A 23,216-nucleotide genomic window follows, 5' to 3' on the forward strand; every position below is an offset into this window, starting at 1 on the left:
GATCGCATGTCCGGCACCGACCGGAGCCGCCGGCGACACGCGCCGACGGGGGAGAACTAGCCGCACCTCGGGGTGCCGACGGCGATAGCGTGTTGCGAAGGTATGTTCGCGTCAGTTTCGCGCGCCCAGTCGTCAGAGCGGAGTCCATCGGTGGATCACGAGCCCGGCCAGCAGTTCGCCGGCTACACGATCGTGCGCGAGCTCGGTCGGGGCGGCATGGGGTCGGTGTATCTCGCGAAGCACCCGAGACTGCCGCGGCAGGACGCCCTCAAGATGCTCAGCACCTCGCTCGCGAAGGACGAGGCCTTCCGCACGCGGTTCGAGCGCGAGGCGGACCTGGCGGCGCAGATCTTCCACCGCAACGTCGTGGCGGTCTACGACCGCGGCGAGCACGAGGGCCAGCTGTGGATCGCCATGCAGTACGTCGAGGGCACGGACGCCGCCGCCGAGGTCAAGGCGGTCGAGGGCGGCCTGGACCCGGCGCGCGCCGTCCACATCGTCCACGAGGTCGCCGCCGGCCTCGACTTCGCCCACCGCAACGGGCTGCTCCACCGGGACGTCAAGCCCGCCAACATCCTGCTCGCCCCGCCGCTCGACCCGGACGACGAGGACGAGCCCGAGCAGGTCCTTCTCACCGACTTCGGCATCGCCAAGACCGTCGACGACGGCGACAACCTCACGGGCACCGGCAACCTGCTCGCGACCCTCGCCTACGCCGCCCCGGAGCAGATCGAGGCGCACCACCTGTCGCACAAGGTGGACGTCTATGCGCTGGGCTGCGTGCTCTACGAGCTCCTCACCGGCAGCATCCCGTTCCCCGCGGACACGCCGTTCAACAAGATGAACGCGCACCTCACCCTCCCGCCGCCGAAGCCCTCGGAGTCCGTGCCGGGGCTGGGGACCGCGTTCGACGCCGTCATCGCCAAGGCGATGGCCAAGGACCCGGCCGAGCGGTACGACACGTGCCGTGCGCTCGGTCGCGCCGCGTACAAGGCCTTGCGCGAGTCGCAGGCAGGTGGCGCGGGCGAGAGCTCCGAGGCCGGTGGGTCTTCGGGTGGTGTGGGATCCGGTGCTGGTGTCGCGGCCGCCGGTGCTGCAGCGGGCGCCGGATCGTCGGCGTCGGGTGGTGCGAGCGGCCTGCACACGGCGGGCCCGCCGACCGGCCGGCGCGTGGCCGGACCCGGCGAACGGACGGGCACCGGACGAACCGCCACCCCCGGCGCGGGTGCCCAGGCGGCGCCGGGCCGGACGCCCGGCGGCGGCCAGTACCCGAGCGAGTCCCAGACCGGCCCGCGCCCGCCGTTCACGCTGATGGTCCGCCGGTTCTTCGGCCCGGGCACGCAGTCGCTCCAGGTGGGGCCGGTCGACACGCGCCAGGCCTCGCCCCAGGACCGCGGCGCGATCGAGCAGCTGCTGCGCGAGTCCCAGTTCTTCGACCTCCCACCGCGTCTCCCGCTCGAGCGCGTGATCCCGGGCGACCACCTCGAGGAGATCACCGTGGGCAGCGGTGGCCGCACCTGGACGGTCGCGTACGAGTTCAAGGGGGCCCGGCACCCCGTCGTCCTCGACGGGATCAGCCAGCGGCTCGCCCGCCTGCAGCAGTGGCAGCCCACAGGGGCGATCCCCGTGTCCGAGCAGGCCGGCGGCCCCGGTGGCGGTCCCGTCCCTGGTCGGCCCGGCGGCGGGCCCGGTGGCCCAGGAGCCCCCGGTGGCCCGGGCGCCCCCGGTGGCCCAGGAGCCTCCGGGGGTCCGGTTGTGCCCGGACGTCCCGGTGCGCCCGGCAGCTCCCCGTCCGCGATGTCCGGCGCCACGGGAAGTCACGGAGTCCCGGGAGCGGCTGCTCCGGTGGCGGCGGGCCCGGGTTCGGGTGCCACGGGCACGGCCGGTCCGGGCGCCGGCTCACCCGTCTCGGCCGCGTCCGGTGCGACGGGCTCCCACGCGGTACCCGGACCCGGCGGCTCGGGCCCGCAGACCCAGCAGGCCCCCGGTGGTCCTGGCGGCCCTGGCCCGCAGCCTCAGCAGAGCCCCGGTGGTCCCGGCGGCTCGAGCCCGTCGGCCGTCTCCGGCGCGACCGGCAACCACGCCGTCCCGCCGCAGGGCGGCGCCGCGGCGACCGGCGCAGCCGGCCGTCCGGGTGGACCGGGCGGCACCGGCGGACCCGCTCCGTTCGCCGGCTCTCCCGCGTCGGCTGCCGGCCCGTCCGGTCCCGGCGGCTCAGCAGCTCCCGGGCGACCCGTGGGCCTCGGCGGTCCGGGCGGTCCCGCGCCGTTCGCGGGGTCGCCGGCGTCCACGGGTGGCCCGGCACCGTTCGCCGGCTCGCCCGCATCGGCTGCCGGCCCCGGACCGTACGGTGGCAGCGGCCAGTACGGCGGTCAGAGCCAGTACGGCAGCGCCGCCAAGGGGACGAAGCGCCGAGGCCTGCACCCGGCGGTGCTGGGCGCGATCGTCGTCGTCGGGCTGATCGTGGTGGGTGGCGTCATCTGGCTGCTGACCCGCGGGGGAGGGGAGGAGCCCCAGGGCGCGGAGGAGCTCGCCGACGCGTGGGGCACGGAGTCCTCGATCCCGGCCACGTTCCCCGACCTCGTCGCCTCGCAGGAGGGTGGCCAGGGCTACAACTCCGCCACCTGCGAGAACGGTGTCTCCGGCCACATGGATGACGTGCCCGCGGGCCTCGTGGCGGCGATGACCTGCACCCAGTCGGACGGCATCGAGTACTCGGTGCTCGAGTTCGAGAGCAGTATCGAGCGCGACGAGTTCACCTCAGAGGGCGACGAGAACCTGGGCTGGGAGCGGTCGGTCTGGGGCTACTCGGGCGGCGAGGACGGCATTGCGTTCCGCACGCCGCCCGACGTCACCGACCCGGGTGAGCACTACACAACCTTCTACGACGCCGAACGCTCGGGCATGGTCGTCGCCGTGTACGGCGACGGCATCGGATCGCAGACGCTGCACGACACCTGGTGGATTCCCTCGCCGTTCTGATCCGGGGAGCGGGCCACGGCGGCGCGCTCCTCGAGGGGCGTGAGCCGCTCACGCCTCCGGGCCGGTGATGCCGACGTCCGCGAGATCCTTCGCCGACTGGCTCTCGGGGTCGTACGGCTTGGCCGCCGACATGAGGACGCGGGCGTTCTCCGGGGTGACGACCTCGACGTCGACCGTGTTCCACGGCGTGTGGCGCGGTCCCTGCGTCGAGCCCGGCCGCAGCTCCTTGCACGCCTCGGCGATTCCGTCGACCTGGTCGAGGACGGCAGCGAAGGTCACGCTCGACGCCGGGGGTGCCGGGGTTTCCTCGTCGGTGGCGACGAGCAGGACGTCCTGGAACGCCCAGCGGCGCAGGTGGACCATCCGGCCCGGGATAGAGAAGAGGTCGACGAAGCCCAGCGCGCGCTGCCAGAAGTCGGCGGACACGTCGATGTCGGTCGTGGGGATCGTGACGAACATGGGCATGCCGTAGATGCCGCGGAAGATGTCGGGCGCGACGGCGTCGGGCCCGGGCTCGGGGACGGGACTGTGCTCGAAGGCGTCGTAGTAGGTGCTCATGTGGACCACCCTGAAGGCTCACCCAGCGTCAAGGTCAAGGGAGTTTCGGAGATCACCCCACCGCGACGTCGCGCGGGCGACCGGACCGGCTGGACCCCCGTCACCGGGGGTTCAACCGTCCACGATGTCCCGGGACATCACATCGGTCGGGGTGGCGGGACTTGAACCCACGGCCTTCCGCTCCCAAAGCGGACGCGCTACCACCTGCGCCACACCCCGTTCGCCCCGGTCTCCCGGCGACGAGGACCGTTCCTCCGGTGCACCGAGTGCTCGGTCCGGACGACGATCGCCCGCTCAGGGTACGGCGGGAGTCCGGCGACGGCGGCTCCCGACGCGGGCAGGAGAGACCGATCACTCACCCGGGCGCCGGCTTCGGCGAGGGCGTTCCGCCTTGCTAACCTGGGCGCTGCCCCTGGCCACGGTCGAGGGCGCGCGAGTGTAGCTCAATGGTAGAGCCTCTGCCTTCCAAGCAGATTACGCGGGTTCGATTCCCGTCACTCGCTCCGAGCTCCTCGGCCCGACGCCATCGACACGGAGTCGGGCCGAGATATTTCTCTAAGCCTGCGCCGAGAGCCGCGAACCGATCAGCTCCGTGACGCACGACGTCCCCGGCCCGGACGAGCGGGACGGGGACGTCGGAGTGAGCTGCCTGGGTGTCAGGCGCGGGCCTCGTAGGACAGGCAGTCGGCCTCGGCGCCGCCGACGCGGATGAAGTCGGCCGAGCACTCGAGGTTCTCGTTGTGCAGGCAGGACGTGCGCTGGCAGGCGCCGACCTGGGCGACGACCTTGTCGAGGCCGCCCTTGACGTTGAGCGGCAGGAACGTGGCGCACTGCGCGTCCTGGCCGACGGTGACGGCGAAGGCGGTGCAGCCGTCGTGGTTGTAGGAGCAGCCGTCGATGGAGCACTCGCTCACGCGCGGCATCTCGAGCACGGACATGGTGTCCTCCTGACGTCGAGGCGCGCTGGTCGCGCCGGATGAAAAGAATGTAGAACCAATGGAGGAATGCGTCCAGAAAGGTAATGCATGCCTTACCGTTCGATGCGAACAAATATGCATTTCTATTTCGGTGGCGTTTTCTTTATCGCCTATGTTGCGTAAATGGCTGGAGAGCTTCTCGTGTGCGCCCCTCTCCGAGGTCGACTGACACCGGGCTGCCGGACCGAGTCTCGCCCAGGAGCCGCGGCCGTCGGTTGACTTCGATATCGCAGTCATGATGCTTGACGTCAAAAAGGTAGTCACCTACGTTGACGTTATTATCGACGTCGGAGGTTCGGATGGCATACACCGGAACGGTGACGGGTCCCGAGTCCCTGGGCAGGATCCTTCAGCAGGCCCGGCTGCTCTCGGGGCTCACGCAACGTGAGCTGGCCGAGCAGCTGGGCACCACCCAGAAGTACGTCTGGGAGCTCGAGGCTGGCAAGCCGTCGATCCTCGTCGACCGTCTCTTCGCCTTCATGCGCGCGACCGGGATGGAGCTGAGCGCCACGATCACACCTCCCGACGACGATGGGTGACCTCTCCGTCGACCTGTACGGCACCCGCATCGGACGGCTGACCGGCGATCGCCGGACCTTCGACCTCGTGCCGGACCCGGGTGCCGTGGCGAGGTTCGGGCTCGACAGCCAGGTGCTGTCGGTCGCGATCCCGCTGTCCGCCGTGCCCGTTCGCGCGCGCCGGGCGCAGCGGCAGAACTACTTCGCCGAGCTGCTGCCGGAGGGGCGCATGCTCACCAGGCTCGCGCAACAGGCGCGCGTGCCCGAGACCGACGTGCTCGGGCTCCTGCGCGCGCATGGTCGCGACATCGCGGGTGCGCTCCAGATCTGGGACCCCGAGCAGCCCGGCGAGCCCCGCACTCCCGCCTTGGAACCGCGAGACGCGGCGGAGGTGGCCCAGATGCTGCGCGAGGTCGGGGGGCGACCGCTGGGGAACGCGCCCGGCCGGGGGAAGACGTCCCTCGCCGGTGTGCAGGACAAGATCGTCCTCGCCCGTGTCGGTGGCGGGTGGGCGCAGGTGCTCGACGGATGGCCGTCCACGCACATCCTCAAGCCCGTCCCCGTCGATGCGCCGACGACGATCTACGACGAGGAGTACGGCTCTCGGATCGCGCGGGCGCTGGGGCTCGCGTCGCACGCGACCTGGATCGACGACTTCGACGGTGTGCCGGCGCTCGTGATCGAGCGCTACGACCGGTCTCCCGACCTGTCCGAGGGGCGCCTGCATCAGGAGGACCTCAACCAGGTCCTCGGGGCGTCAGGGGACGAGAAGTACCAGCGGCACGGCGGCAGGGTGAGTCTCGCGAGGATCGCCGCCGCCCTCGGTGCTGCGGCGGGCCGCGAGTCCGTCGACGAGTTGTTCCGGCTCGTGGTTCTCAGCGTCGCCGTCGGCAATCTCGACATGCACGCCAAGAACGTCTCGCTCCTGCATCCCCCTGACGGGTCGATGCGTCTCGCGCCGGCCTACGACGTCGTTCCCCAGGCACACCAGCCCACCGACGGCGAGCTCGCGCTGTCGGTCGCAGGGGAGTACCGGCACGCCGCCGTCACCGGCGAGCACCTGCTCGATGAGACGCGATCGTGGGGTGTGCGAGGAGCCGAGGACCTGATGACGGCCACACTCGAGGCCGTCCTGGACGTGGTCGCGGCCCAGGAGCCGGAAGCTCGGGCGCATCCAGGGCTCGCCACCGACATCGCCGGCTTCGCCACGAGCCTCCTCGCCGGACGGCCCGCGGGTCAACCTGGCAGCTGACGCCCCGCGTTCCACCACGAGCGCGCGGACTCCTCGCCGAGCAGCCACGCCACCGCGATGGCCCCGGGGGCGTAGAACCAGACCGCGGGGCCGACAGCGGCATCCGCCACGTCGCGCCCGCTCCCGACGGCGGCGAGGAAGAAGACGCCGATGGTCGAGAGCACGAGGAGCCCGCCGATCGCCACGTCGACCCCGCGGCGCCTGCCGGAGTCCCGGTGCGCGGCGTGGAATCCCAGCGAGACGAGCGCGAGGATCGAGACGACGGCCGGCAGGGAGATGACGGTCGTCAGCAGGATCCCGCCCCCACCCTGCTCCTCGACGACCCCGTCGGCGAGGGCCTTGATGCCCGCCCAGGCCAGGGCGAACGACGTCGGTTCACCGTCGTCCGTGTAGCGCAGGAACGGGAGGACCAGACCCGCGACGAGCAGGGCGCCCGCCGCGCCCATGACGAGTCGGACGAGGGCGTTCTCGAGCGTACGCACGCGCGCCTCGAGGGCCCGCAGGTCGCGGCGCAGCTCGGTCGAACCAGGGTCGGTGGTCATGGGGTCTCCGTCGTCGTGCCCGTGGGTGTCGCGCCGACGGTAGCGGGCAGGTGAGGAGGCGGGGCGGGTCCCCGATGGGGTCCTCTCGCCTCGCATGCCGCGCACGGTCCGTCCGTGGGGTGCGTGGGGGCGAGCGCACGCACGAACCGCAATCTCGACGACGACGAACCGCAATCTCGACGGCGTGACCCGCACTCCCGGCCACGACGAACCGCAGTCTCGACGTGCACCAACCGCAATCTCGACGCGAGGAGAGGTGTGGCCCGGATGACGCCCGCGTGAGGCCGAGCACCCTCTACGCGAGGCGCGTCGTGCCGTAGGATCGTGAGGATCGTGCGTGCCCACGCCTGCTCGACGAGGCGTGCGGCGCCACCCCACGGGTCCCACCGCGCCGCCGTGCGCGCTGCCCCGTGCTCAAGTCATCTACCGACGAGTTGGAGTACCCCGCAGTGAAGACGGACGTGGAGAACCTCGAGGCCACCCGGGCCAGGCTGACCGTGACGGTCCCGTACGAGGACCTCAGCTCGGCGATCGACTCCGCCTACGCCACGGTCTCCCAGCAGGTGAGCATCCCCGGCTTCCGCAAGGGCAAGGTCCCGGCCCGGATCATCGACCAGCGCGTCGGCCGCGCCGCGGTCCTCGACCAGGCGATCAACAGCCAGATCGACTCCCTGTACCGCGGGGCCGTCGGCGAGGCCGGCATCAACCCGCTCGGCCGCCCGGAGATCGAGGTCACCGAGCTCCCGGCCGTCACCGGCCCCCTCGGCGGCCAGCTCGTCTTCACCGCCACGATGGACGTGCGCCCCGAGCTCGAGCTCCCGGACTTCTCGACGATCACCCTGACGGTGGCCGACTCCGAGGTGTCGGACGAGGACGTCGAGGAGCGCCTCACCGCCCTGCGCGAGCGCTTCGGCACGCTGACCGGCGTGGACCGCGCCGTCGAGACCGGTGACTTCGTCACCCTCGACCTGTCCGCCATGGTCGACGGCGAGGAGGTCGACACCGCCTCCGGCATCTCCTACGAGGTCGGTTCCGGCTCGATGCTCCCCGGCCAGGACGAGGCCCTCGTCGGCCTCACCGCCGGCAAGGAGGGCACGTTCACCACGACGCTCGCCGGCGGCGACCACGCCGGCAAGGAGGCCGACGTCTCCGTGACGCCGACCGCCGTCAAGGTGCGCGAGCTTCCCGAGGCCGACGACGACTTCGCCCAGCTCGCCTCCGAGTTCGACACGCTCGAGGAGCTGCGCGCCGACCTGCGCACCCAGGTGGCCTCGGACCGCGCGGGCAACCAGGCCGTCGAGGCCCGCGACCTCCTGCTCGCCCACCTGCGCGAGAACCTCGAGGTCCCGATCCCGTCCGGCGTGGTCGACGCCGAGATCGCGCGCCACCTCGAGGCCGAGGGCAAGCCCGAGGGCGACCCGCACGGCGAGGAGATCCGCGGCGAGACCGAGGAGCTGCTCCGCGACCAGATCATCCTCGACACGATCTCCGACCAGGTCGACGTCCAGGTCTCGCAGAACGAGCTTCTCGAGTTCCTCGTCCAGCAGGCCCAGCAGTACGGCATGGACCCGAACAACTTCATCCAGGCCGCCGGTCAGACCGGACAGCTGCCCGCCTTCATGGGCGAGGTGGCGCGCAACAAGGCCCTCGCGGTCGTGCTCCGCGACGTCACCGTCGTCGACGGCTCCGGCACCGAGCTCGACCTCAGCGAGTACCTCGGCTCCGAGGAGACCGACAAGACCGAGGCCGAGGGCGAGGAGTCCGAGGAGTCGGCCGACAGCGCGGACTCCGGCGACTCGGCGGACTCGGCCGACAGCGCCGACTCGGCGGACTCCCCGGACAGCCCCGACTCCGCCGACAGCGCGGACGAGGCCGAGGAGTCCGACGACGACGAGAGCTCCGACGACGAGCCCGCGGACGAGAAGCCGGCGGCCAAGAAGCCCGCCGCGAAGAAGCCGGCGGCCAAGAAGCCGGCTGCGAAGAAGCCGGCGGCCAAGAAGCCGACCGCCACCAAGGCGGCTGCCGACGAGGAGTCCGCCTCCGAGTAGCGTCGGGGCCCCTGCGCAACGCAGGTGCCGAGGTCGACATCGACCGCCGAGGGGCGGCCGGCCATCGCGGCCGGCCGCCCCTCGGCATCTCGTCGATCGGCGAGGCGTGTCGTGGACCGTCCGTGTGCAGCGCTGCGCACGGATGCGAACCCGCGGGTGTGAGATTGCCCATTCCGCACCGCTCCATGTCAGCGTTCGGTTCTAATGTCCGACCAGGACACGGCCGCCACCGCCAAGGCTCTCCCCCAGAGCACCGGCACCACGTCCGGAGCACTCGGAGGACCACATGCTCGTCGGACGCGCGTCCGAGCTCGATGCCCTGCACCACCTCGCCCAGGACGCACTGGCGTCCTCCCGGGTGGTCTGGTTCCTCGGCCCTGAAGGAGTGGGAAAGTCTGCGCTCGCCGAGCGCACCGCGGAGCTGGCCGGCCGTCCGGTGCTCCGGGTCGACCTGTTCCCCGAGGACCGGCACAACCGGCGCTACGCCGTCGAGGCGATGGCAGCCCTGGTCGACATCGACCTCGGTAGCGCCCCGCAGGCCGAGGGACGGGGCGCGTCCGACCCGGTCGAGAGCATCCTGCGCGCGCTCGCGTCCCGCGGACCGGTCTGCATCCGGATCGAGGACGCGCAGTGGCTCGACGACGAGTCGCGAGCGATCCTCTGGCAGCTCGTCCGACGGCTGCTCGACCTGCCCGTCCTGCTCCTGATCACGAGTCTCGACGACGAGGACGACGGTGTCCTCTTCGACGGACTGCGCCTCCTGCTCAGGCTGCCGGAGCGCGGCAGGGTCGTGGCCGTCGAGCCGCTCGGCCGGGCCGCCGTCGCCGAGCTCGTGAACTCGGGCCTCGGAACCGCGGTCACCGGGTGGACTCTCGACCGGATCGTGGCGGTGACCGGTGGGTACCCGGCCCTGGTGATGTCGCTCGTCGATCAGCTGAGGCGCGCCGAGTCCATCGCCGGAATCCGCACGGTCCTGCGGTCCCTCGGCGAGCAGGCCGCAGGCAGCGGCCTGCTGCGACGGCACGCCACGCGGGTCCTGACCGACACCACGCCGGCCCTGCGCACCGGCCTGCTCGCGCTCGGGCTGGGCCGGCAGCTGACGATCCGCCAGGTCGCGCACGTGACCCGGGAGCGTGGCGCGTCGTCCGTCTCGACCGCGGAGCTCGTGGCGACGGGGCTCGTCGAGGTCGTCGGCGTCGATCAGCTGCGGCTGCGGTACCGGATGACCGAGTCGGTGATCGTCGACCACTTCTCGCCCGACGACATCGCGGCCACGCACCGCGTGCTCGGCAGCCTCCTCCGTGGGCCGCGTGGGCTCGAGCACCGGGTGGCGGGCGCGGATCGCTCCGACGTCCCCGAGCTGGTCGCGGAGCTCGGCGCAGACCTGGAGGACGCCTTCCGCCGCGGTGACCGCGAGACCATGTACGAGCGGGCCGTCCTCGCCGCCTCCCTCGATCCCGAACGGGTCCCGGACCTCGTCTTCGCTGCGATCTGGTCCAACCAGCCGTCCCGGCTGGCCGATCACGAGGACGCGATCGAGAACCTTCCGTGGTCGGCCGAGCGCCTTGTCGGCATGAGCTTCCTCGGCGCTGTGGACCTCGACATCAGCGGCACCGCGCAGCTCCTGGAGAGTGTGGAGATCTCCTCCCGCACCTCCGACCGGCAGCTGTTCCTCCTGGGCTACTGGGTGCTCCACGTCGCTGCCCGACGTGGCGCCGTCTCGCTCGCCGAGCTCGCCGTCGCGACCCGACCGGTTCTGCGTGAGCTCCGGGTGCGCGGGCGCAAGCTGGTCGCCGACGGCCAGCTTCGGTTCGGCGAGCGGTTCCTCGGTGACGCCCTGCTCCTCGAGCTGACGCTCGAGCACCTGTTCGACGGAGAGGTGCCGTTGATCGACCGGATCCCGCGCATGGAGGCTCTGCGCGCCACGGCGGCGGCAGACGGGCTCGCCGACGGGGTGCCGGAGGCCGGCATCATCATCGACCTCGTGCGCAACGCGGCCGGGGACACGGCCGGGAGCGTCGACCGGCTGACCGCCGTCCCTGCGACCATGAACCCCACGTTGAGGCTGGAGGCCGGCCTCGGTGCCGCCTACACCTGGTTCCTCGCCGGCGACTGGGCCGCCGCCCAGCGGGTGGCCGAGCAGGCGTCGGGGCTCGCGCTCGACCGCCTCATGCTCGACCACTGGCAGCGAGCCTCCGACCTGGCGCGCCTCGTCCCGGTGGTGCAGGGGACGACGCCGACGGTCCCGGAGGTCGAGCTGAGCCATCAGGCGGTGGCCGGTCCGCTGGGCGAGGCGCTGCGCGAGGTCGTCGGCGCGTGGAAGGGCGTGGCCCACGACGGCGACCCGAGCGCGACCGGCCGTGCGCTCGACCGACTGTGGGCGGCCGGAACCTTTGATCGTGCGGGCGCCTACCTCACGGGCGTCCTGCGGGTGCGTGCCCACGTCGCGGCCGGAGACCTCGAGGCCGCACGGGCTGCCCGGACCGACCTGGCCGCCGCGTCCTACACGGCGCTGGGAAAGGACTATGCGCTCACCCACGCCGATGCGCTCATCGCGGCGGCCGAGGCGGAGCAGCCCGTCGTCGCCCGCGCGGACTTCGCCGAGGTCGCCCGGCGACTGGCCGCGCACCTCGACGACCAGGGACCGAGCGGCCCCCACCTTCTCGGTGCCGTGCTCGCCGAGGACTGGGGGCTCGCGGTCCTCGCGAGCGTTGCCGACGGCGACCCGGCCGGATCCGGGGCAGGCGATGCCGGCGACCTCTGCCCACCGGACGAGCTGCGGCAGCTGCTCGGCGCGACGTGCGTGCTCCTGGCGACCGCGGGTGCGGGGGAGTGGCAGGCGCGCCTCGAGCGGGTGCGCGAGCGGCTGACGGAGTCGCCCTCCGTCCGGGGGGCGGCCGATGCCTGGTCGACCCTGACCGTGCGCGAGCGAGAGGTGGCCGGACTCGTGTCGGACGGCCTGAGCAACAGGCAGATCGCGACGACACTCTTCGTCACCGTCCGCACGGCCGAGTACCACGTGGGCAACATCCTCGCGAAGCTCGGGCTGGAGTCCCGGCAGGAGCTGCGCCGCACCGTCCTGGCCGCCGACGGCTGAGCCTTCCCGCCGGCTTACCTGTCCGGCAGGGTGACGACGAGCGTGTCCGTCGCGACGGCCTGGACGGGAAGCGGGTGGTCGGTGCTCGTCACCGTGTACACGAACGTGTACCTCAGGGCGCGGGTGTCGTCCTCGACGTCCCCGACCAGCACCGAGGCACCGGCCGTGGAAGGCAGCAGCACGTCGGCCCCGGACGCCGTGACGAAGGGCTGGGTGACGGCGTCGTCGGGGACCGACTGCCACCCGTCGACGGTGAGCCGGTCGACCTCGACCGTCAGGGAGGCGAGCAGGGTCGCGCCGGGCGCGTCGGCCCCGACGACGAGCGTGAGCGGCTTGGTGCCCGACGGCGACCACTCGTCGCGCGGGAGCGTGGACCAGTAGTCCACCTCCAGCACGGCCGCACCGGCGACGAGCTGCCGTTCCGCCGAGCCGGTCGCGAGGTCGTCCACGACGGTGGGCACGCCCGGCCCCGCGACGGGCGCCGGGGAGCTCGCCTCCTCCGAGTCCGAGTCCGAGTCCGAGTCCGAGCCCTCGCTCGCGGCGCCGTCGTCGGACCCGGCCGTGCTCGACGGGCCGACGACCGGCAGGTCGCCGTCGTCCGCCTCGTCCACGACGGTGCCTGCCTCCGAGGCCGACTCGCCCGTGGTGGTGCCCTCCTCGGCCGCCGCACTCGCCTCCCAGGGAGGCGTGCCGCACCCGCCGAGAGCAACCGCCGCGCCGAGGGCGATCAGTGCCAGGGCGGGGGCCCGCCGTCGCCGTCGCGTCATGTCGTCCACATCCTTCTCCGTGCGGGCGCGGCCTGCGGCGCCCGGTCGGAGCCACTCTGCGGTGTCCGGGCGTCCCGGCCTAGACCTCGGGCCACCAGTCTCCGGATCCCGGTGGCGGCGAGCCCCGACCCCGTACCGCACCTGGGGCAGACCCGTACGGCACCGGTGGTCGTCGACGAGGGATTCACGTGGTCCGGCGGAAGGAACTGGTGGTCGCGCACCTGGTCACCACACGCGTCGGGGCGCAGGATCGAGGCCGTCCCCCACGCTGGAAGGCCCCCGCCATGACCGCAGAACCGCTGCTCGCCCCGGCTCCCCCCGCCGCGCGAGCCGCCCGAGACGCCGCGACCGCCCCCGCCGCCCGCCTCGGCACGACCACGTATGCCCCAACGACCTCCTACGCCTCAATCACCCCCGTCGTCGACGTCGACCTCGACGCCGATGCCGGCCCCCGTGCCGACGTCGAGGAGATCCTGCGCTCTCGACCGGGGCAGCAGTACGCCGGTGCAGCGCTCGAGCTGTACGGCACCGCGCCGGACCCCGGCGCCGAGCGGCGTCCTGTCGTGGGCTGCGTGATCCCCGCGTACAACGAGGAAGGGTCGATCGCACGCGTGCTCGAGGCGCTGCTGGCGCAGACCCGGCTGCCGGACGTCGTGCACGTGATCATCAACAACACGACCGACGACACGTTCTGGGTCGCCCGCGAGTTCGCGGGACGGCACGAGCGGCGCTACCGCGGCGAGACGATGACCTGCGACGTGCACGTCCACGACGTCGGCCGGCTCGCGGACCGGAAGGTGGGCGCGCTCAACACCGGCTTCCGGTTCGTCCAGGACTGCGACTACTTCCTCGGTGTCGACGGCGACACGATCCTGCACCGTCGCACGCTCGAGCGCCTGCTCGCCGAGATCCGGTCCGACCGGCGGATCGGCGGCATCAGCGCGGTCTACTCGATCGACTTCGACGAGGGTGCGGGGCTCGACGAGAAGTTCCTCATCGCGGGGCAGCGGCAGCAGTTCGCCGGCTTCAACCTCCTCAACCTCCTGCGCGGCCGGAACATGGCCGTCATCGGTGGTCAGTGCTCGATCTTCTCCGTCGAGGCGCTGACGACCGTCCGTGACACGTACCGGCAGGGCGGGCCCTGGGTCTCCGACTCCGAGGTCGAGGACTCCCTGCTCTCGCTCCAGCTCAAGAGCACGGGATTCTCGACGAAGATCAGCGCGTCCGCACGTGCCGACGTCGGTCCCATGCTCAGCCTCAAGTCCCTGGACGCGCAGCAGGTCAAGTGGAACTACGGCGCGATCGACCTCATGTGGCCGGGCCAGCGCGGAAACACCACGGGGCATCCGTTCCATCCCAACCTGCGTCTGCGGTGGCTCGAGAACTGGCAGATGCTGTTCAACCTGCTGGTGCGCGTCGGGTTCGTCCTGCTGCTCGCCGCCTCGCTGAGCATCGGCGCGTTCACCTTCTACTGGTGGTGGCTCCTGCCGCCCGCGGTCTCGATCCTGCTCAACGTGCGCATCGCCCTGACCATGAAGGACCGGACGGTGAAGGACCTGCTGTTCGCCCTGCTGTTCGTGCCGGGCGAGATCTACATGTGGATCCGGATCGGCCACTTCGTCCGTGCGTGGACGAAGTTCCTCTCCAGGCAGGAGGTCGACAACTGGGGTGCGCAGGCTGCAGCCGAGTCGGGCAGGGCCAACAACGACTACCTGCGCCCCGTCGTCTACGGCGTCGTGCTGCTCGCGCTCCTCGTCGTCGGATGGCTGCAGCTCCCGCTGCTCGCCCAGGAGGTCGTGCTGTGGATCTGCTGGCCGGCACTGGCCATGGTCGCCGCGCTGCAGTCGGTGGAGATGCTCGTCCGGCTCCTGCGCCGGCACCGTGGTTTCCGGGTCTGAGCCGCACCGCTGATCCCACCCGCCGCGGCGGTCGGCGCTCTCGTCGCGTCCTCCCGGGGACGCGGCGGGTCCGCCCGTGCCCCGCCCGTGCGCCGACAGCGAAAAGGCCTCGGACGGGGGCAGGATCGCTGCCCCCGCGCGGTTAGGGTCCAGTGACGACCCGCGGTCGGCGCATCCGCACCGCCGCCCCCACCTTCGATCAAGGAGCTGCACGTGAGCGAACCGATCGCGCGCACCGAGGCCAGCGGTCTCGGCCTGAACGACAGCATCTACAACCGGCTGCTCAAGGAGCGCATCATCTGGCTCGGCTCGGAGGTGCGCGACGAGAACGCGAACGCCATCTGCGCGCAGATGCTCCTCCTCGCCGCCGAGGACCCGGACGAGGACATCTTCCTCTACATCAACAGCCCTGGCGGCTCGATCACCGCGGGCATGGCCATCTACGACACGATGCAGTACGTCAAGCCGGACGTCGCCACGGTCGGCATGGGCCTCGCGGCCTCGATGGGCCAGTTCCTGCTCACCTCGGGCACCAAGGGCAAGCGCTACGCCACGCCCCACGCCCGCGTGATGATGCACCAGCCCTCGGGCGGCATCGGCGGCACGGCCACCGAGATCAAGATCAACGCCGAGCTCATCCTCCACATGAAGAAGGTGCTCGCCGAGCTGACGGCCGAGCAGACCGGCCAGCCGCTCGAGCGCATCAACTCCGACGCGGACCGCGACCGCTGGTTCACCGCCGCCGAGGCGCTCGAGTACGGCTTCATCGACCACGTGGTCGACAGCGCCGCGTCCGTCACCGGCGCCGGCGGCACCGGGTCCGACGGCGACTCGTCCGACAAGTCCTGAGCCCCGCGACCACCTAAAGGAGTCCGAATGAACCTCCCCATCATGGGCCGCGCCGGCTTCGCCCCGAACGGCTCCACCACGCAGATGCCCGGCGGGACCGCCCCCCAGGGCCCGTCCTCGCGCTACATCCTCCCGTCGTTCGAGGAGCGCACCGCCTACGGCTACAAGCGGCAGGACCCGTACGCCAAGCTCTTCGAGGACCGCATCATCTTCCTCGGCGTGCAGGTGGACGACGCCTCCGCGGACGACGTCATGGCTCAGCTCCTCGTCCTCGAGTCACAGGACCCGGACGGCGTCATCACCATGTACATCAACAGCCCCGGCGGCTCGTTCACGGCGCTGACGGCGATCTACGACACGATGCAGTACATCAAGCCGGAGATCCAGACGGTCTGCCTCGGTCAGGCCGCCTCGGCTGCCGCCGTGCTGCTCGCCGCGGGCTCGCCCGGGCGTCGTCTCGCACTGCCGAACGCCCGCGTGATGATCCACCAGCCCGCGCTCGAGGGCGGCGGCTACGCGCAGGCCTCGGACATCGAGATCCACGCCAACGAGGTCCAGCGCATGCGCCAGTGGCTCGAGCAGACGCTCGCGCACCACACCTCGCAGGACATCGAGACCATCTCGCGCGACATCGAGCGCGACAAGATCCTCACCGCCCAGCAGGCGCTGGAGTACGGGATCGTCGACCAGGTGCTCGAGTCCCGCAAGAACACCGAGCCGGTAACCATCCAGAAGTAGTCCCGCGCGGCGCCCCCGGACCAGTCGGTCCGGGGGCGCCGTCGTGCGTACGGAGCCCTGCCCGACGCCGTCGCGAGGGGTCGTACGGAGGCTGCCCTTCGGCGTCGGGCACGTGTGTACGGAAGCCCGCCCGACGCCGTCGCGAGCGCCCGTACGGAGGTCTCTCTCCGGCGTCGGGCACCAGGGAGCGCAGGCCCGGGTGGCGTGCGCGACGAGGCGCGCCGGGCAAACGCAGGTGCCTCCCGGGCCGAGCGTGTGCGAAGGTTGAGCCGAGAGCCGTACCCAGCGGCGAGCGGCCCCGGACCGCGAACGAGACAGGAGGACCCGATGGTGCGAACTGGACCCGCCACGGCGGACCTCCTCACCTGTTCGTTCTGCGGGAAGAGCCAGAAGCAGGTCAAGAAGCTCATCGGCGGCCCGGGCGTCTACATCTGCGACGAGTGCGTCGAGCTGTGCAACGAGATCATCGACGAGGAGCTGGCCGAGCTCGGCGAGTCCTCGCTCGAGAACCTGCCCAAGCCGCGCGAGATCTTCGACTTCCTCGGCGAGTACGTGGTGGGTCAGGAGGACGCGAAGCGCGGGCTGGCCGTCGCGGTCTACAACCACTACAAGCGGATCCGCTCGCTCGACGAGAAGCCCGCCCCGGACGCGGTCGAGATCCAGAAGTCCAACATCCTCATGATCGGCCCCACGGGGACCGGCAAGACGTACCTCGCCCAGTCGCTCGCGAAGATGCTCGACGTCCCGTTCGCGATCGCCGACGCCACCGCGCTGACCGAGGCCGGCTACGTGGGCGAGGACGTGGAGAACATCCTCCTCAAGCTCATTCAGGCCGCCGACTTCGACGTGAAGAAGGCCGAGGGCGGCATCATCTACATCGACGAGATCGACAAGGTGGCCCGCAAGGCCGAGAACCCGTCGATCACGCGCGACGTCTCGGGCGAGGGCGTCCAGCAGGCGCTGCTGAAGATCATCGAGGGGACCTCCGCGGCGGTGCCGCCGCAGGGCGGGCGGAAGCACCCGCACCAGGAGTTCCTCCAGATCGACACGACCAACGTGCTGTTCATCGTCGCCGGTGCGTTCGCCGGGCTCGAGGACATCGTCAGCTCGCGCGTGGGCCGGCACGGCATCGGGTTCGGCGCCGCGCTCAAGGGGACCGAGTCCGAGGCGGACCTGCTGACGAAGGTCTCGCCCGAGGACCTGCACAAGTTCGGGCTCATCCCGGAGCTCGTCGGGCGCCTCCCCGTGACGGCGACCGTCAACGCGCTCACGCAGTCCGACCTCGTGACGATCCTGACCGAGCCGAAGAACGCGCTCGTCAAGCAGTACCAGCGGATCTTCGACCTCGACGGCGTCCAGCTCGAGCTCACCGACGAGGCGGTCGAGGCCATTGCCGAGCTCGCGCTCGAGCGGGGGACCGGCGCGCGCGGCCTGCGGGCGATCATGGAGAGCACGCTGCGCGAGACGATGTTCGACGTCCCCTCACGGGAGGATGTCGAGAAGGTCGTCCTCACCGGGGAGTCCGTCCGCAGCGGCCAGGCGCCGACCCTCGTGCTGCGCTCGAAGCGGCGTCGCCAGCAGCGCTCCGCCTGAGAGTTCCTGCCCGCCCTCGTTGACGGGACCAGGACATTCAACGAGGCGGACCCACAGTTCCATATCACCGTTGACCGACCGGCTTGGTCGCTGTTATGCTGCCGTCGTAGGCAACAGCGACGATGCCTAGTAAGGGGGAACTGTCAGATGCATGTCAACGGCGACAGGAACTGTTCAACGCATAGCGACGGTAGGGTCAAGTGGCGAAGAAGCATCATTCGAGCCGCAATCGCCGCCGCAGTTGGCGCGGGAGGAGTATTCGCGGTCGCGACACCTGCTAGTGCTGCGGTGGCAAAGGACGGGACTACACACTGCAACCCGGGGGCTCGTCCGGACGCGTACGTGCGGTACGAGGTGCGGGGCAACGCAAACGTACGCCCGCCGGGCAACGCAACAACGTACTTTGTCCGCTCCGGACGTCCTGCAAGCGAGTGGTGGAGTTCGGCGCGCCAGGGCATTGGTTCCGGAGGCTATTGGTACGTTTCGGGGCAATACTCTCTCGACGTGCCCGGCACCTACGGATACTGCTCGCCACCGTGATCAGGCCAGCTACTCGGGGCGTGCTCGGGGCATCGCTCGTTTTCCTACTCGCCGGGGCCACGGCGTGTGCGTCTGAGCAGGACGAATCAGGGAACGGAACCGAGGTGGCCACCGAATACTCTGGCACCGTTGCCGAGTACTACGGTGAGTTGGTCGAATGCATGGCAGACCGCGGCTGGGACTCCCGCGTGGAGATCGATCCCCAGTATGGCCGAATTATGGCAACGGATTCCGGTCGCGGGCGCTCGGACGCGGCACTCTCGGACGACACGTTCGCATGCACAGGGACGTTGGCGGCGGCACCCGTACTCGACTCGCCCGAACGCTACAGAGAGATCTATCCGATCCGTGTCGAACGGTACGAGTGCATGGTTGATGCGGACTTCCAGCCCGATCCACCTCCGTCGATCGAGACCTTCGTCGAGTCCGGGATGGGCGAGTCGCGGGCGTGGGAGCCGGTGTCCGGGCTTTCCGTGGGGGAGGCAATGCGAGCCGCAGAGGCGTGTCCGGTCGACCCGGACCAGTGGCTCTACTGATGGCGGCAGTTTCGCGGCGATGGCAGCATCCGCTCCCTCTTGTTGAATTCTGGCATCGGTGAGTGTGATGAATGCATGAGTGAACGCGGGTGGGACGGCCCGGCGTCGCTAGAGGGGGACGGGTGGTCGATCTGAGCGAGGAAGCCCGTCGTAGGCCGCGGCTGGTTGTCATCGTCCTGCTCGCGACGCTGTGCCTGGCCGCTGGCGCCGTCGTCGGCTGGGCGTTGCGGGAAGTGGTGGCACCGGCCAGCTCCGACGAAGAGGTGGAGGACCACACGGTCGTCGAGGTCGTTTACGGCGACGTCGGTTCCACACTGTCGCTGACGGCGAGCGCCTGGTGGCCCACCACTCCACTCGCCACGCCCGCCGCCACAGGAACTGTCACGGCGGTCGCGGCCGACCCCGGGGCACGCGTCGAGAGCGGAGATGTGGTGATCCGGGTCGACGAGCGGCCCGTGGTCGTCCTTGACGGCGCGGTGCCTGCATACCGCCTGTTGGCGGCCGGGGCCACGGGGGAGGACGTACGCCAGCTGCAGGTCTTCCTGGTCCGCGCCGGGTACCTGACCGGCGACCCGGACGGCACCTACGGCCCCACGACCGCCGCAGCGGTACGCGCGTGGCAGCGCGAGCTCGGCACCACCGTGACCGGCGAGGTGGCGGAGGGGTCTGTCATGTTCGTCCCGGGCCTGCCGGCACGTGTCCGCGCAGCCGAGGGCATCGACGTCGGAGTGCGCCTTGCCGGAGGTGAGTCCGTCCTCGAACGGTTCGAGGACGCACCGCGGATCGAGGTCGCGATTGCGGGGAACCAGGCCGACCTCGTGTCCGTCGGCTCGACGGTCGTGGTGGACGGACCGAGCTCGTGGTCCATGGTCGTCGACGCGGTGACGGAGGACGAGGCGGGCGGCCTTGTCGCGGTGCTGGCCGCTCCCGACGGCGGGCCGGCTTGCGGGACGACCTGCGGTGAGATTCCCGTCGAGGGGTTCACCACGTACCCCGCGTCGGTCGAGCTCGTCCCGTCGACGCCCGGCCCGATGGTGCCGGCGGCCGCGCTTGCCACTCGGGCTGACGGTTCCTACGTCGTCGTCGACGCGGGTGGGACCGAAGTACCGGTCGACGTGCTCGCGCAGGGCAGCGGCTACGCGGTCGTCGACGGCATCGAGCCCGGTGCCGAGGTACGGGTCCCCGGATGATGCTGGTGGCTGATGACATCGGCTTTGCCTACCCGCGATCCGCTCTCCTGTTCGACGGACTCGATCTCCGGGTGCCGGGCGGTGCGATGGTGGCGCTCACCGGTCGGTCGGGGACGGGCAAGTCAACCCTTCTCTACATGTTGGGGTTGATGGTGACGCCGACGGAGGGGCGGATCGTCGTCGACGGCAAGGTAGCCAGCGGCCTGAATGACGCAGCCCGGGCCCGGCTGCGAGCCGAACGATTCGGGTTCGTCTTCCAGGACGCGGCGCTCGACCCGACGCGGACCGTCCTGGACAACGTCGTTGAGCCCGCCCTTTACCGAGGGCACGATCCGCGTGCTGTTCGCGATGCTGCCGGCGACCTGCTCGACGAGCTCGGCGTCGACGTGCCGGTGGACCGCGTGCCAGGTCAGGTCTCCGGCGGACAGGCGCAGCGAATTGCGCTCGCTCGGGCACTGTTGCACAGGCCGTCGATCGTGCTCGCGGACGAACCGACCGGCAACCTCGACGACGAGTCCTCGGACACCGTGCTGCGCACGCTGCGCTCCCAGGCGGAACGGGGGGCGGCCGTCGTCGTCTCGACGCACGACGACCGAGCACGGGAGCACTGCGACCGGGAGCACGCGCTGTGACCGTGCGGGCGATCGTGCTGCTCCGCGAGGCGTGGGCCTGGGCGCGAGCCGAACGGATCGGCAGCATATTGACGGTGGTCCTCGTGGCCGGACTGTGCCTCTCCGTGCTCATGACGTCTGGACGGACGGTCGGCGTGGAGCAGCAGGTTCTCGCGACCATCGATGCCGCGGGCACCCGGACGATCGTGGTGCGGGCCGAGCCCGAAGCCGCCGTGACCTCAGACGCGGTCGAGCGGATCGCGGCAATCGGAACCGTCGAGCAGGTGGTGGGCTTCGGTCCGGCCCAGGACGTCCGTAGCGCGACCATCACTGGCGGTCCCGCCGTCGCCTCGCGGACGGTGCATGCCTCAGATCTCTCGGACATCCTCGGCCATCGCGCCGACGCGGTGCCCGGATCGATCCTGCTCACCGGCCGGGGCGCCCAGACACTGGGCCTGGCCGACGGCGTCGGCCCGGTCACGACCGCGAACGGGACCATCGCGGCCGTGGTCGGCACCGTCGATCGCCCCGAGTTCCTCGACGCTCTGGGCTCGACGGCCTATGTCGTGACCGATGAGCCTGGCCCACTCGCCATCGTCGTGGTGATCGCCGACGCCGTCGACGCCGTCGACCAGCTCGTCCCGGTCGTGCAGGCAGCCCTGATGACGCAGCAGCCCGGATCTGTCAACGTCACGACGTCCGAGGCGTTCGCGCAGGTACAGGCTGTCATCGGCGGACAGCTCGGCGGCTTCGGCCGAAGCCTCGTGCTGGGAATCCTCCTCGCGCTCGGCGTCCTCGTCGCAGGGTTGCAGTACGGGGTCGTAATGATCCGGCGGAAGGACTTCGGTCGGCGCCGCGCGCTCGGTGCGTCCCGGCGGCTCATCGTAGGCCTGCTCCTGCTCAGGACGATGCTGTGCGCCGGTGTCGGAGCCCTGCTCGGAGCCACGACCGGGCTGGGCGTGACACGGGCACTCGGCGATCCCGCGCCGGGACTCTCGTTCGTCGTCGCCCTCATGGTGCTCGCGATCGCTGTGTGCGTCGTCGGAGCGATTGCACCAGCAATCGTCGCCTCGAGACGCGAACCCCTCGTCGAGCTTCGCGTCCCTTGACGGCGCCCAGGTCCAGCGGCCTCGGCGTACTTGAGGAGACGCCGATCGAGGCGGCGGACGCCGATCTGGACCAGACCCGGGACGCTGCGTCGGCACGCGTGAATGCTCGCGTGCACCTCGCCGCCGACTTCGGCGACAGCCAGTTTCTGTCAACCCCGGTTGACAGAGGGGCGGCTGTCAACGTAAGTTGACAGCATGAGTCGACACGACACGACCGTTGCGGCGCAGGACCCGGACCCAAGGACGGGGCTGAGGGGTGTGCGTGCCATGCGCGAGCTGGCGGACCGGCTCGAGATCCTGCAGGTGGATCGCGCACGGGATCTCGGGTGGTCGTGGCAGGAGATCGCCGACGAGCTCGGTGTGAGCCGCCAGGCCGCCCACAAGAAGCACGGCCGCGGACGCTGAGGAGGACCGGACATGTTCGAACGATTGACCACGGACACCAAGGCCGCCGTGACGCGCGCGCAGGAGGTGGCGCGGGAGACCGGTGCGGAGCGCATCGAGACCAGGCACGTCGCCGTCGGCGTGCTGGAGGCCGACGGCGACGCCGCCCGCGCGTTGTCCGGTCTCGGCGTCGACGTCGCGGCGTGCAGGTCCGCGCTGATCGGTCGGCCGCCCGGCGTGGACCCCGAGGCGCTCGCCTCGGTGGGCATCGACCTGGACGCGGTGCGCGGGGCGACTGACGAGGTCTTCGGGGACGGCTCGCTCGACCGTGCCGACCACGTCGCCCGGATCCGTGTCAGGCGACGCGGGCACATGCCGTTCGCGCCGGCCGCGAAGGACGCGCTCCGGGCGGCACTCCGTGAGGCGGTGCGCCTCGGTGACAAGGAGATCACCGACCGGCACCTCCTGCTCGCGCTCCTGCGGGACGGAGAGGTCGCGGTGGCGCTCGACGACGGGGTCGACCGCCCGACGCTGCGCTGCACGCTCGAGGGGCGGCCGCCGCGATGTAGGTCTCGGCGACGGTCCGGTGCTCGAGGTCCGGGGCCCGGGCACCGTCTGCGCGCTCGAGGGTTGTCGGTCTACCGTGACGGGCATGAGCGACGAGCGCACCCCCGAGCCGGACGACCTGCCCGAAGGGCTGCGCTCAGCCCGCGCGACGATCGACAACATCGACGCCGCCCTCATCCACCTGCTGGCCGAGCGGTTCCGCTGCACGCAGGCCGTCGGGCGGCTCAAGGCGGAGCAGGGGCTCCCGCCCTCGGACCCCGGACGTGAGGAGCGCCAGGTGGCCCGCCTGCGCGCGAAGGCCGAGGAGGCCGGGCTCGACCCGGTGTTCGCCCAGAAGTTCCTCGACTTCATCATCGCCGAGGTGATCCAGCACCACGAGAGCATCGCGGACGAGCACGGGCGACCCTGACCCGGTCCGTCACGCCGAGTCGCGACGGGGCCGGGCCGCGAACGCGCCTAC

Annotated in this window: 20 protein-coding genes and 2 tRNA genes; 17 read left to right on the forward strand and 5 right to left on the reverse strand. The window is 71.2% G+C overall.

From position 1 onward, the window contains the following. Window positions 1-150: 150 nt before the first annotated feature. On the forward strand, window positions 151-2,982 hold the full coding sequence (locus AC24FB_RS12725; RefSeq protein ID WP_425714900.1) for a serine/threonine-protein kinase: 2,832 nt from the start codon (window positions 151-153) through the stop codon (window positions 2,980-2,982). Window positions 2,983-3,030: 48 nt separating this feature from the next. Here AC24FB_RS12725 and AC24FB_RS12730 read toward each other — a convergent pair whose 3' ends face one another. Further along, window positions 3,031-3,540, reverse strand: coding sequence for a VOC family protein (locus tag AC24FB_RS12730; protein WP_425714899.1), 510 nt, complete (start codon window positions 3,538-3,540; stop codon window positions 3,031-3,033). Between the two features lie 146 nt (window positions 3,541-3,686). Beyond that, window positions 3,687-3,759 (reverse strand) — tRNA-Pro (locus AC24FB_RS12735). A 213-nt stretch (window positions 3,760-3,972) separates the two neighbouring features. On the opposite strand from AC24FB_RS12735, the gene AC24FB_RS12740 reads away from it, so the two are divergent. Then, window positions 3,973-4,043, forward strand: a tRNA-Gly gene (locus AC24FB_RS12740). A 153-nt stretch (window positions 4,044-4,196) separates the two neighbouring features. Here the strand turns inward: AC24FB_RS12740 and AC24FB_RS12745 are convergent. Further along, entirely contained in the window at window positions 4,197-4,478 is a 282-nt protein-coding gene (locus tag AC24FB_RS12745; protein ID WP_425714898.1) for a DUF1540 domain-containing protein, read from the reverse strand. Window positions 4,479-4,816: 338 nt separating this feature from the next. On the opposite strand from AC24FB_RS12745, the gene AC24FB_RS12750 reads away from it, so the two are divergent. Both AC24FB_RS12750 and AC24FB_RS12755 read left to right on the forward strand, forming a co-directional pair. After that, complete coding sequence (locus tag AC24FB_RS12750; RefSeq protein ID WP_425714897.1) at window positions 4,817-5,056, forward strand: helix-turn-helix domain-containing protein; 240 nt, start codon at window positions 4,817-4,819, stop codon at window positions 5,054-5,056. Continuing rightward, entirely contained in the window at window positions 5,049-6,287 is a 1,239-nt protein-coding gene (locus AC24FB_RS12755; protein WP_425714896.1) for a type II toxin-antitoxin system HipA family toxin, read from the forward strand. The genes AC24FB_RS12750 and AC24FB_RS12755 overlap by 8 nt, the downstream gene beginning before the upstream one ends. Here AC24FB_RS12755 and AC24FB_RS12760 read toward each other — a convergent pair. Then, window positions 6,272-6,829 (reverse strand): hypothetical protein, encoded by a 558-nt coding sequence (locus AC24FB_RS12760; RefSeq protein ID WP_425714895.1) that lies wholly within the window; start codon window positions 6,827-6,829, stop codon window positions 6,272-6,274. The two genes, AC24FB_RS12755 and AC24FB_RS12760, sit on opposite strands and share 16 nt — an antisense overlap. A 449-nt stretch (window positions 6,830-7,278) precedes the next feature. On the opposite strand from AC24FB_RS12760, the gene tig reads away from it, so the two are divergent. Further along, window positions 7,279-8,877: a trigger factor gene (gene tig / locus AC24FB_RS12765; RefSeq protein WP_425715060.1), complete on the forward strand. Its 1,599-nt coding sequence runs from the start codon at window positions 7,279-7,281 to the stop codon at window positions 8,875-8,877. Window positions 8,878-9,163: 286 nt separating this feature from the next. Next, entirely contained in the window at window positions 9,164-11,974 is a 2,811-nt protein-coding gene (locus AC24FB_RS12770; RefSeq protein ID WP_425714893.1) for a helix-turn-helix transcriptional regulator, read from the forward strand. 14 nt (window positions 11,975-11,988) lie between these two features. Here the strand turns inward: AC24FB_RS12770 and AC24FB_RS12775 are convergent, their stop codons facing one another. Then, the gene (locus tag AC24FB_RS12775; protein WP_425714892.1) at window positions 11,989-12,741 is read right to left on the reverse strand and encodes a hypothetical protein; all 753 of its coding nucleotides are present in this window, start codon (window positions 12,739-12,741) and stop codon (window positions 11,989-11,991) included. A gap of 284 nt (window positions 12,742-13,025) precedes the next feature. Here AC24FB_RS12775 and AC24FB_RS12780 point away from each other — a divergent pair, with 284 nt between their 5' ends. From AC24FB_RS12780 to AC24FB_RS12830, 11 genes are all read left to right on the forward strand, one after another. Beyond that, complete coding sequence (locus tag AC24FB_RS12780) at window positions 13,026-14,639, forward strand: glycosyltransferase family 2 protein (protein WP_425714891.1); 1,614 nt, start codon at window positions 13,026-13,028, stop codon at window positions 14,637-14,639. Between the two features lie 213 nt (window positions 14,640-14,852). After that, the gene (locus AC24FB_RS12785; protein WP_425714890.1) at window positions 14,853-15,488 is read left to right on the forward strand and encodes an ATP-dependent Clp protease proteolytic subunit; all 636 of its coding nucleotides are present in this window, start codon (window positions 14,853-14,855) and stop codon (window positions 15,486-15,488) included. Window positions 15,489-15,572: 84 nt separating this feature from the next. Next, the gene (locus tag AC24FB_RS12790) at window positions 15,573-16,226 is read left to right on the forward strand and encodes an ATP-dependent Clp protease proteolytic subunit (RefSeq protein WP_463653552.1); all 654 of its coding nucleotides are present in this window, start codon (window positions 15,573-15,575) and stop codon (window positions 16,224-16,226) included. 327 nt (window positions 16,227-16,553) lie between these two features. Beyond that, on the forward strand, window positions 16,554-17,819 hold the full coding sequence (gene clpX / locus AC24FB_RS12795; protein ID WP_425714888.1) for an ATP-dependent Clp protease ATP-binding subunit ClpX: 1,266 nt from the start codon (window positions 16,554-16,556) through the stop codon (window positions 17,817-17,819). A gap of 644 nt (window positions 17,820-18,463) precedes the next feature. After that, complete coding sequence (locus AC24FB_RS12800) at window positions 18,464-18,895, forward strand: hypothetical protein (protein WP_425714887.1); 432 nt, start codon at window positions 18,464-18,466, stop codon at window positions 18,893-18,895. A gap of 122 nt (window positions 18,896-19,017) precedes the next feature. Next, window positions 19,018-20,085: a peptidoglycan-binding protein gene (locus tag AC24FB_RS12805; protein ID WP_425714886.1), complete on the forward strand. Its 1,068-nt coding sequence runs from the start codon at window positions 19,018-19,020 to the stop codon at window positions 20,083-20,085. Then, window positions 20,082-20,717: an ABC transporter ATP-binding protein gene (locus tag AC24FB_RS12810; protein WP_425714885.1), complete on the forward strand. Its 636-nt coding sequence runs from the start codon at window positions 20,082-20,084 to the stop codon at window positions 20,715-20,717. Before AC24FB_RS12805 ends, AC24FB_RS12810 begins: the two co-directional genes overlap by 4 nt. Continuing rightward, the gene (locus tag AC24FB_RS12815) at window positions 20,714-21,805 is read left to right on the forward strand and encodes an ABC transporter permease (protein WP_425714884.1); all 1,092 of its coding nucleotides are present in this window, start codon (window positions 20,714-20,716) and stop codon (window positions 21,803-21,805) included. The genes AC24FB_RS12810 and AC24FB_RS12815 overlap by 4 nt, the downstream gene beginning before the upstream one ends. A gap of 195 nt (window positions 21,806-22,000) precedes the next feature. Then, the gene (locus AC24FB_RS12820; RefSeq protein WP_425714883.1) at window positions 22,001-22,210 is read left to right on the forward strand and encodes an RNA polymerase subunit sigma-70; all 210 of its coding nucleotides are present in this window, start codon (window positions 22,001-22,003) and stop codon (window positions 22,208-22,210) included. Between the two features lie 12 nt (window positions 22,211-22,222). Next, window positions 22,223-23,023 carry a Clp protease N-terminal domain-containing protein gene (locus AC24FB_RS12825; protein WP_487560227.1) on the forward strand — a complete coding sequence of 267 codons (801 nt, stop codon included), beginning with the start codon at window positions 22,223-22,225 and terminating at the stop codon, window positions 23,021-23,023. Beyond that, window positions 22,917-23,165, forward strand: a complete 249-nt coding sequence (locus AC24FB_RS12830) for a chorismate mutase (RefSeq protein WP_487561482.1) — start codon at window positions 22,917-22,919, stop codon at window positions 23,163-23,165. The genes AC24FB_RS12825 and AC24FB_RS12830 overlap by 107 nt, the downstream gene beginning before the upstream one ends. Window positions 23,166-23,216 lie beyond the last annotated feature (51 nt).

The sequence above is a fragment of the Georgenia sp. Z1344 genome (genome assembly GCF_057652375.1).

Coding starts and splice junctions, on each gene's coding strand:
- AC24FB_RS12730 (WP_425714899.1), bottom strand. CDS start 3,540: ATGAGCACCTACTACGACGCCTTCGAGCACAGTCCCGTCCCCGAGCCC.
- AC24FB_RS12745 (WP_425714898.1), bottom strand. CDS start 4,478: ATGTCCGTGCTCGAGATGCCGCGCGTGAGCGAGTGCTCCATCGACGGC.
- AC24FB_RS12750 (WP_425714897.1), top strand. CDS start 4,817: ATGGCATACACCGGAACGGTGACGGGTCCCGAGTCCCTGGGCAGGATC.
- AC24FB_RS12755 (WP_425714896.1), top strand. CDS start 5,049: ATGGGTGACCTCTCCGTCGACCTGTACGGCACCCGCATCGGACGGCTG.
- AC24FB_RS12760 (WP_425714895.1), bottom strand. CDS start 6,829: ATGACCACCGACCCTGGTTCGACCGAGCTGCGCCGCGACCTGCGGGCC.
- AC24FB_RS12770 (WP_425714893.1), top strand. CDS start 9,164: ATGCTCGTCGGACGCGCGTCCGAGCTCGATGCCCTGCACCACCTCGCC.
- AC24FB_RS12775 (WP_425714892.1), bottom strand. CDS start 12,741: ATGACGCGACGGCGACGGCGGGCCCCCGCCCTGGCACTGATCGCCCTC.
- AC24FB_RS12780 (WP_425714891.1), top strand. CDS start 13,026: ATGACCGCAGAACCGCTGCTCGCCCCGGCTCCCCCCGCCGCGCGAGCC.
- AC24FB_RS12790 (WP_463653552.1), top strand. CDS start 15,573: ATGCCCGGCGGGACCGCCCCCCAGGGCCCGTCCTCGCGCTACATCCTC.
- clpX (WP_425714888.1), top strand. CDS start 16,554: ATGGTGCGAACTGGACCCGCCACGGCGGACCTCCTCACCTGTTCGTTC.
- AC24FB_RS12810 (WP_425714885.1), top strand. CDS start 20,082: ATGATGCTGGTGGCTGATGACATCGGCTTTGCCTACCCGCGATCCGCT.
- AC24FB_RS12820 (WP_425714883.1), top strand. CDS start 22,001: ATGAGTCGACACGACACGACCGTTGCGGCGCAGGACCCGGACCCAAGG.
- AC24FB_RS12825 (WP_487560227.1), top strand. CDS start 22,223: ATGTTCGAACGATTGACCACGGACACCAAGGCCGCCGTGACGCGCGCG.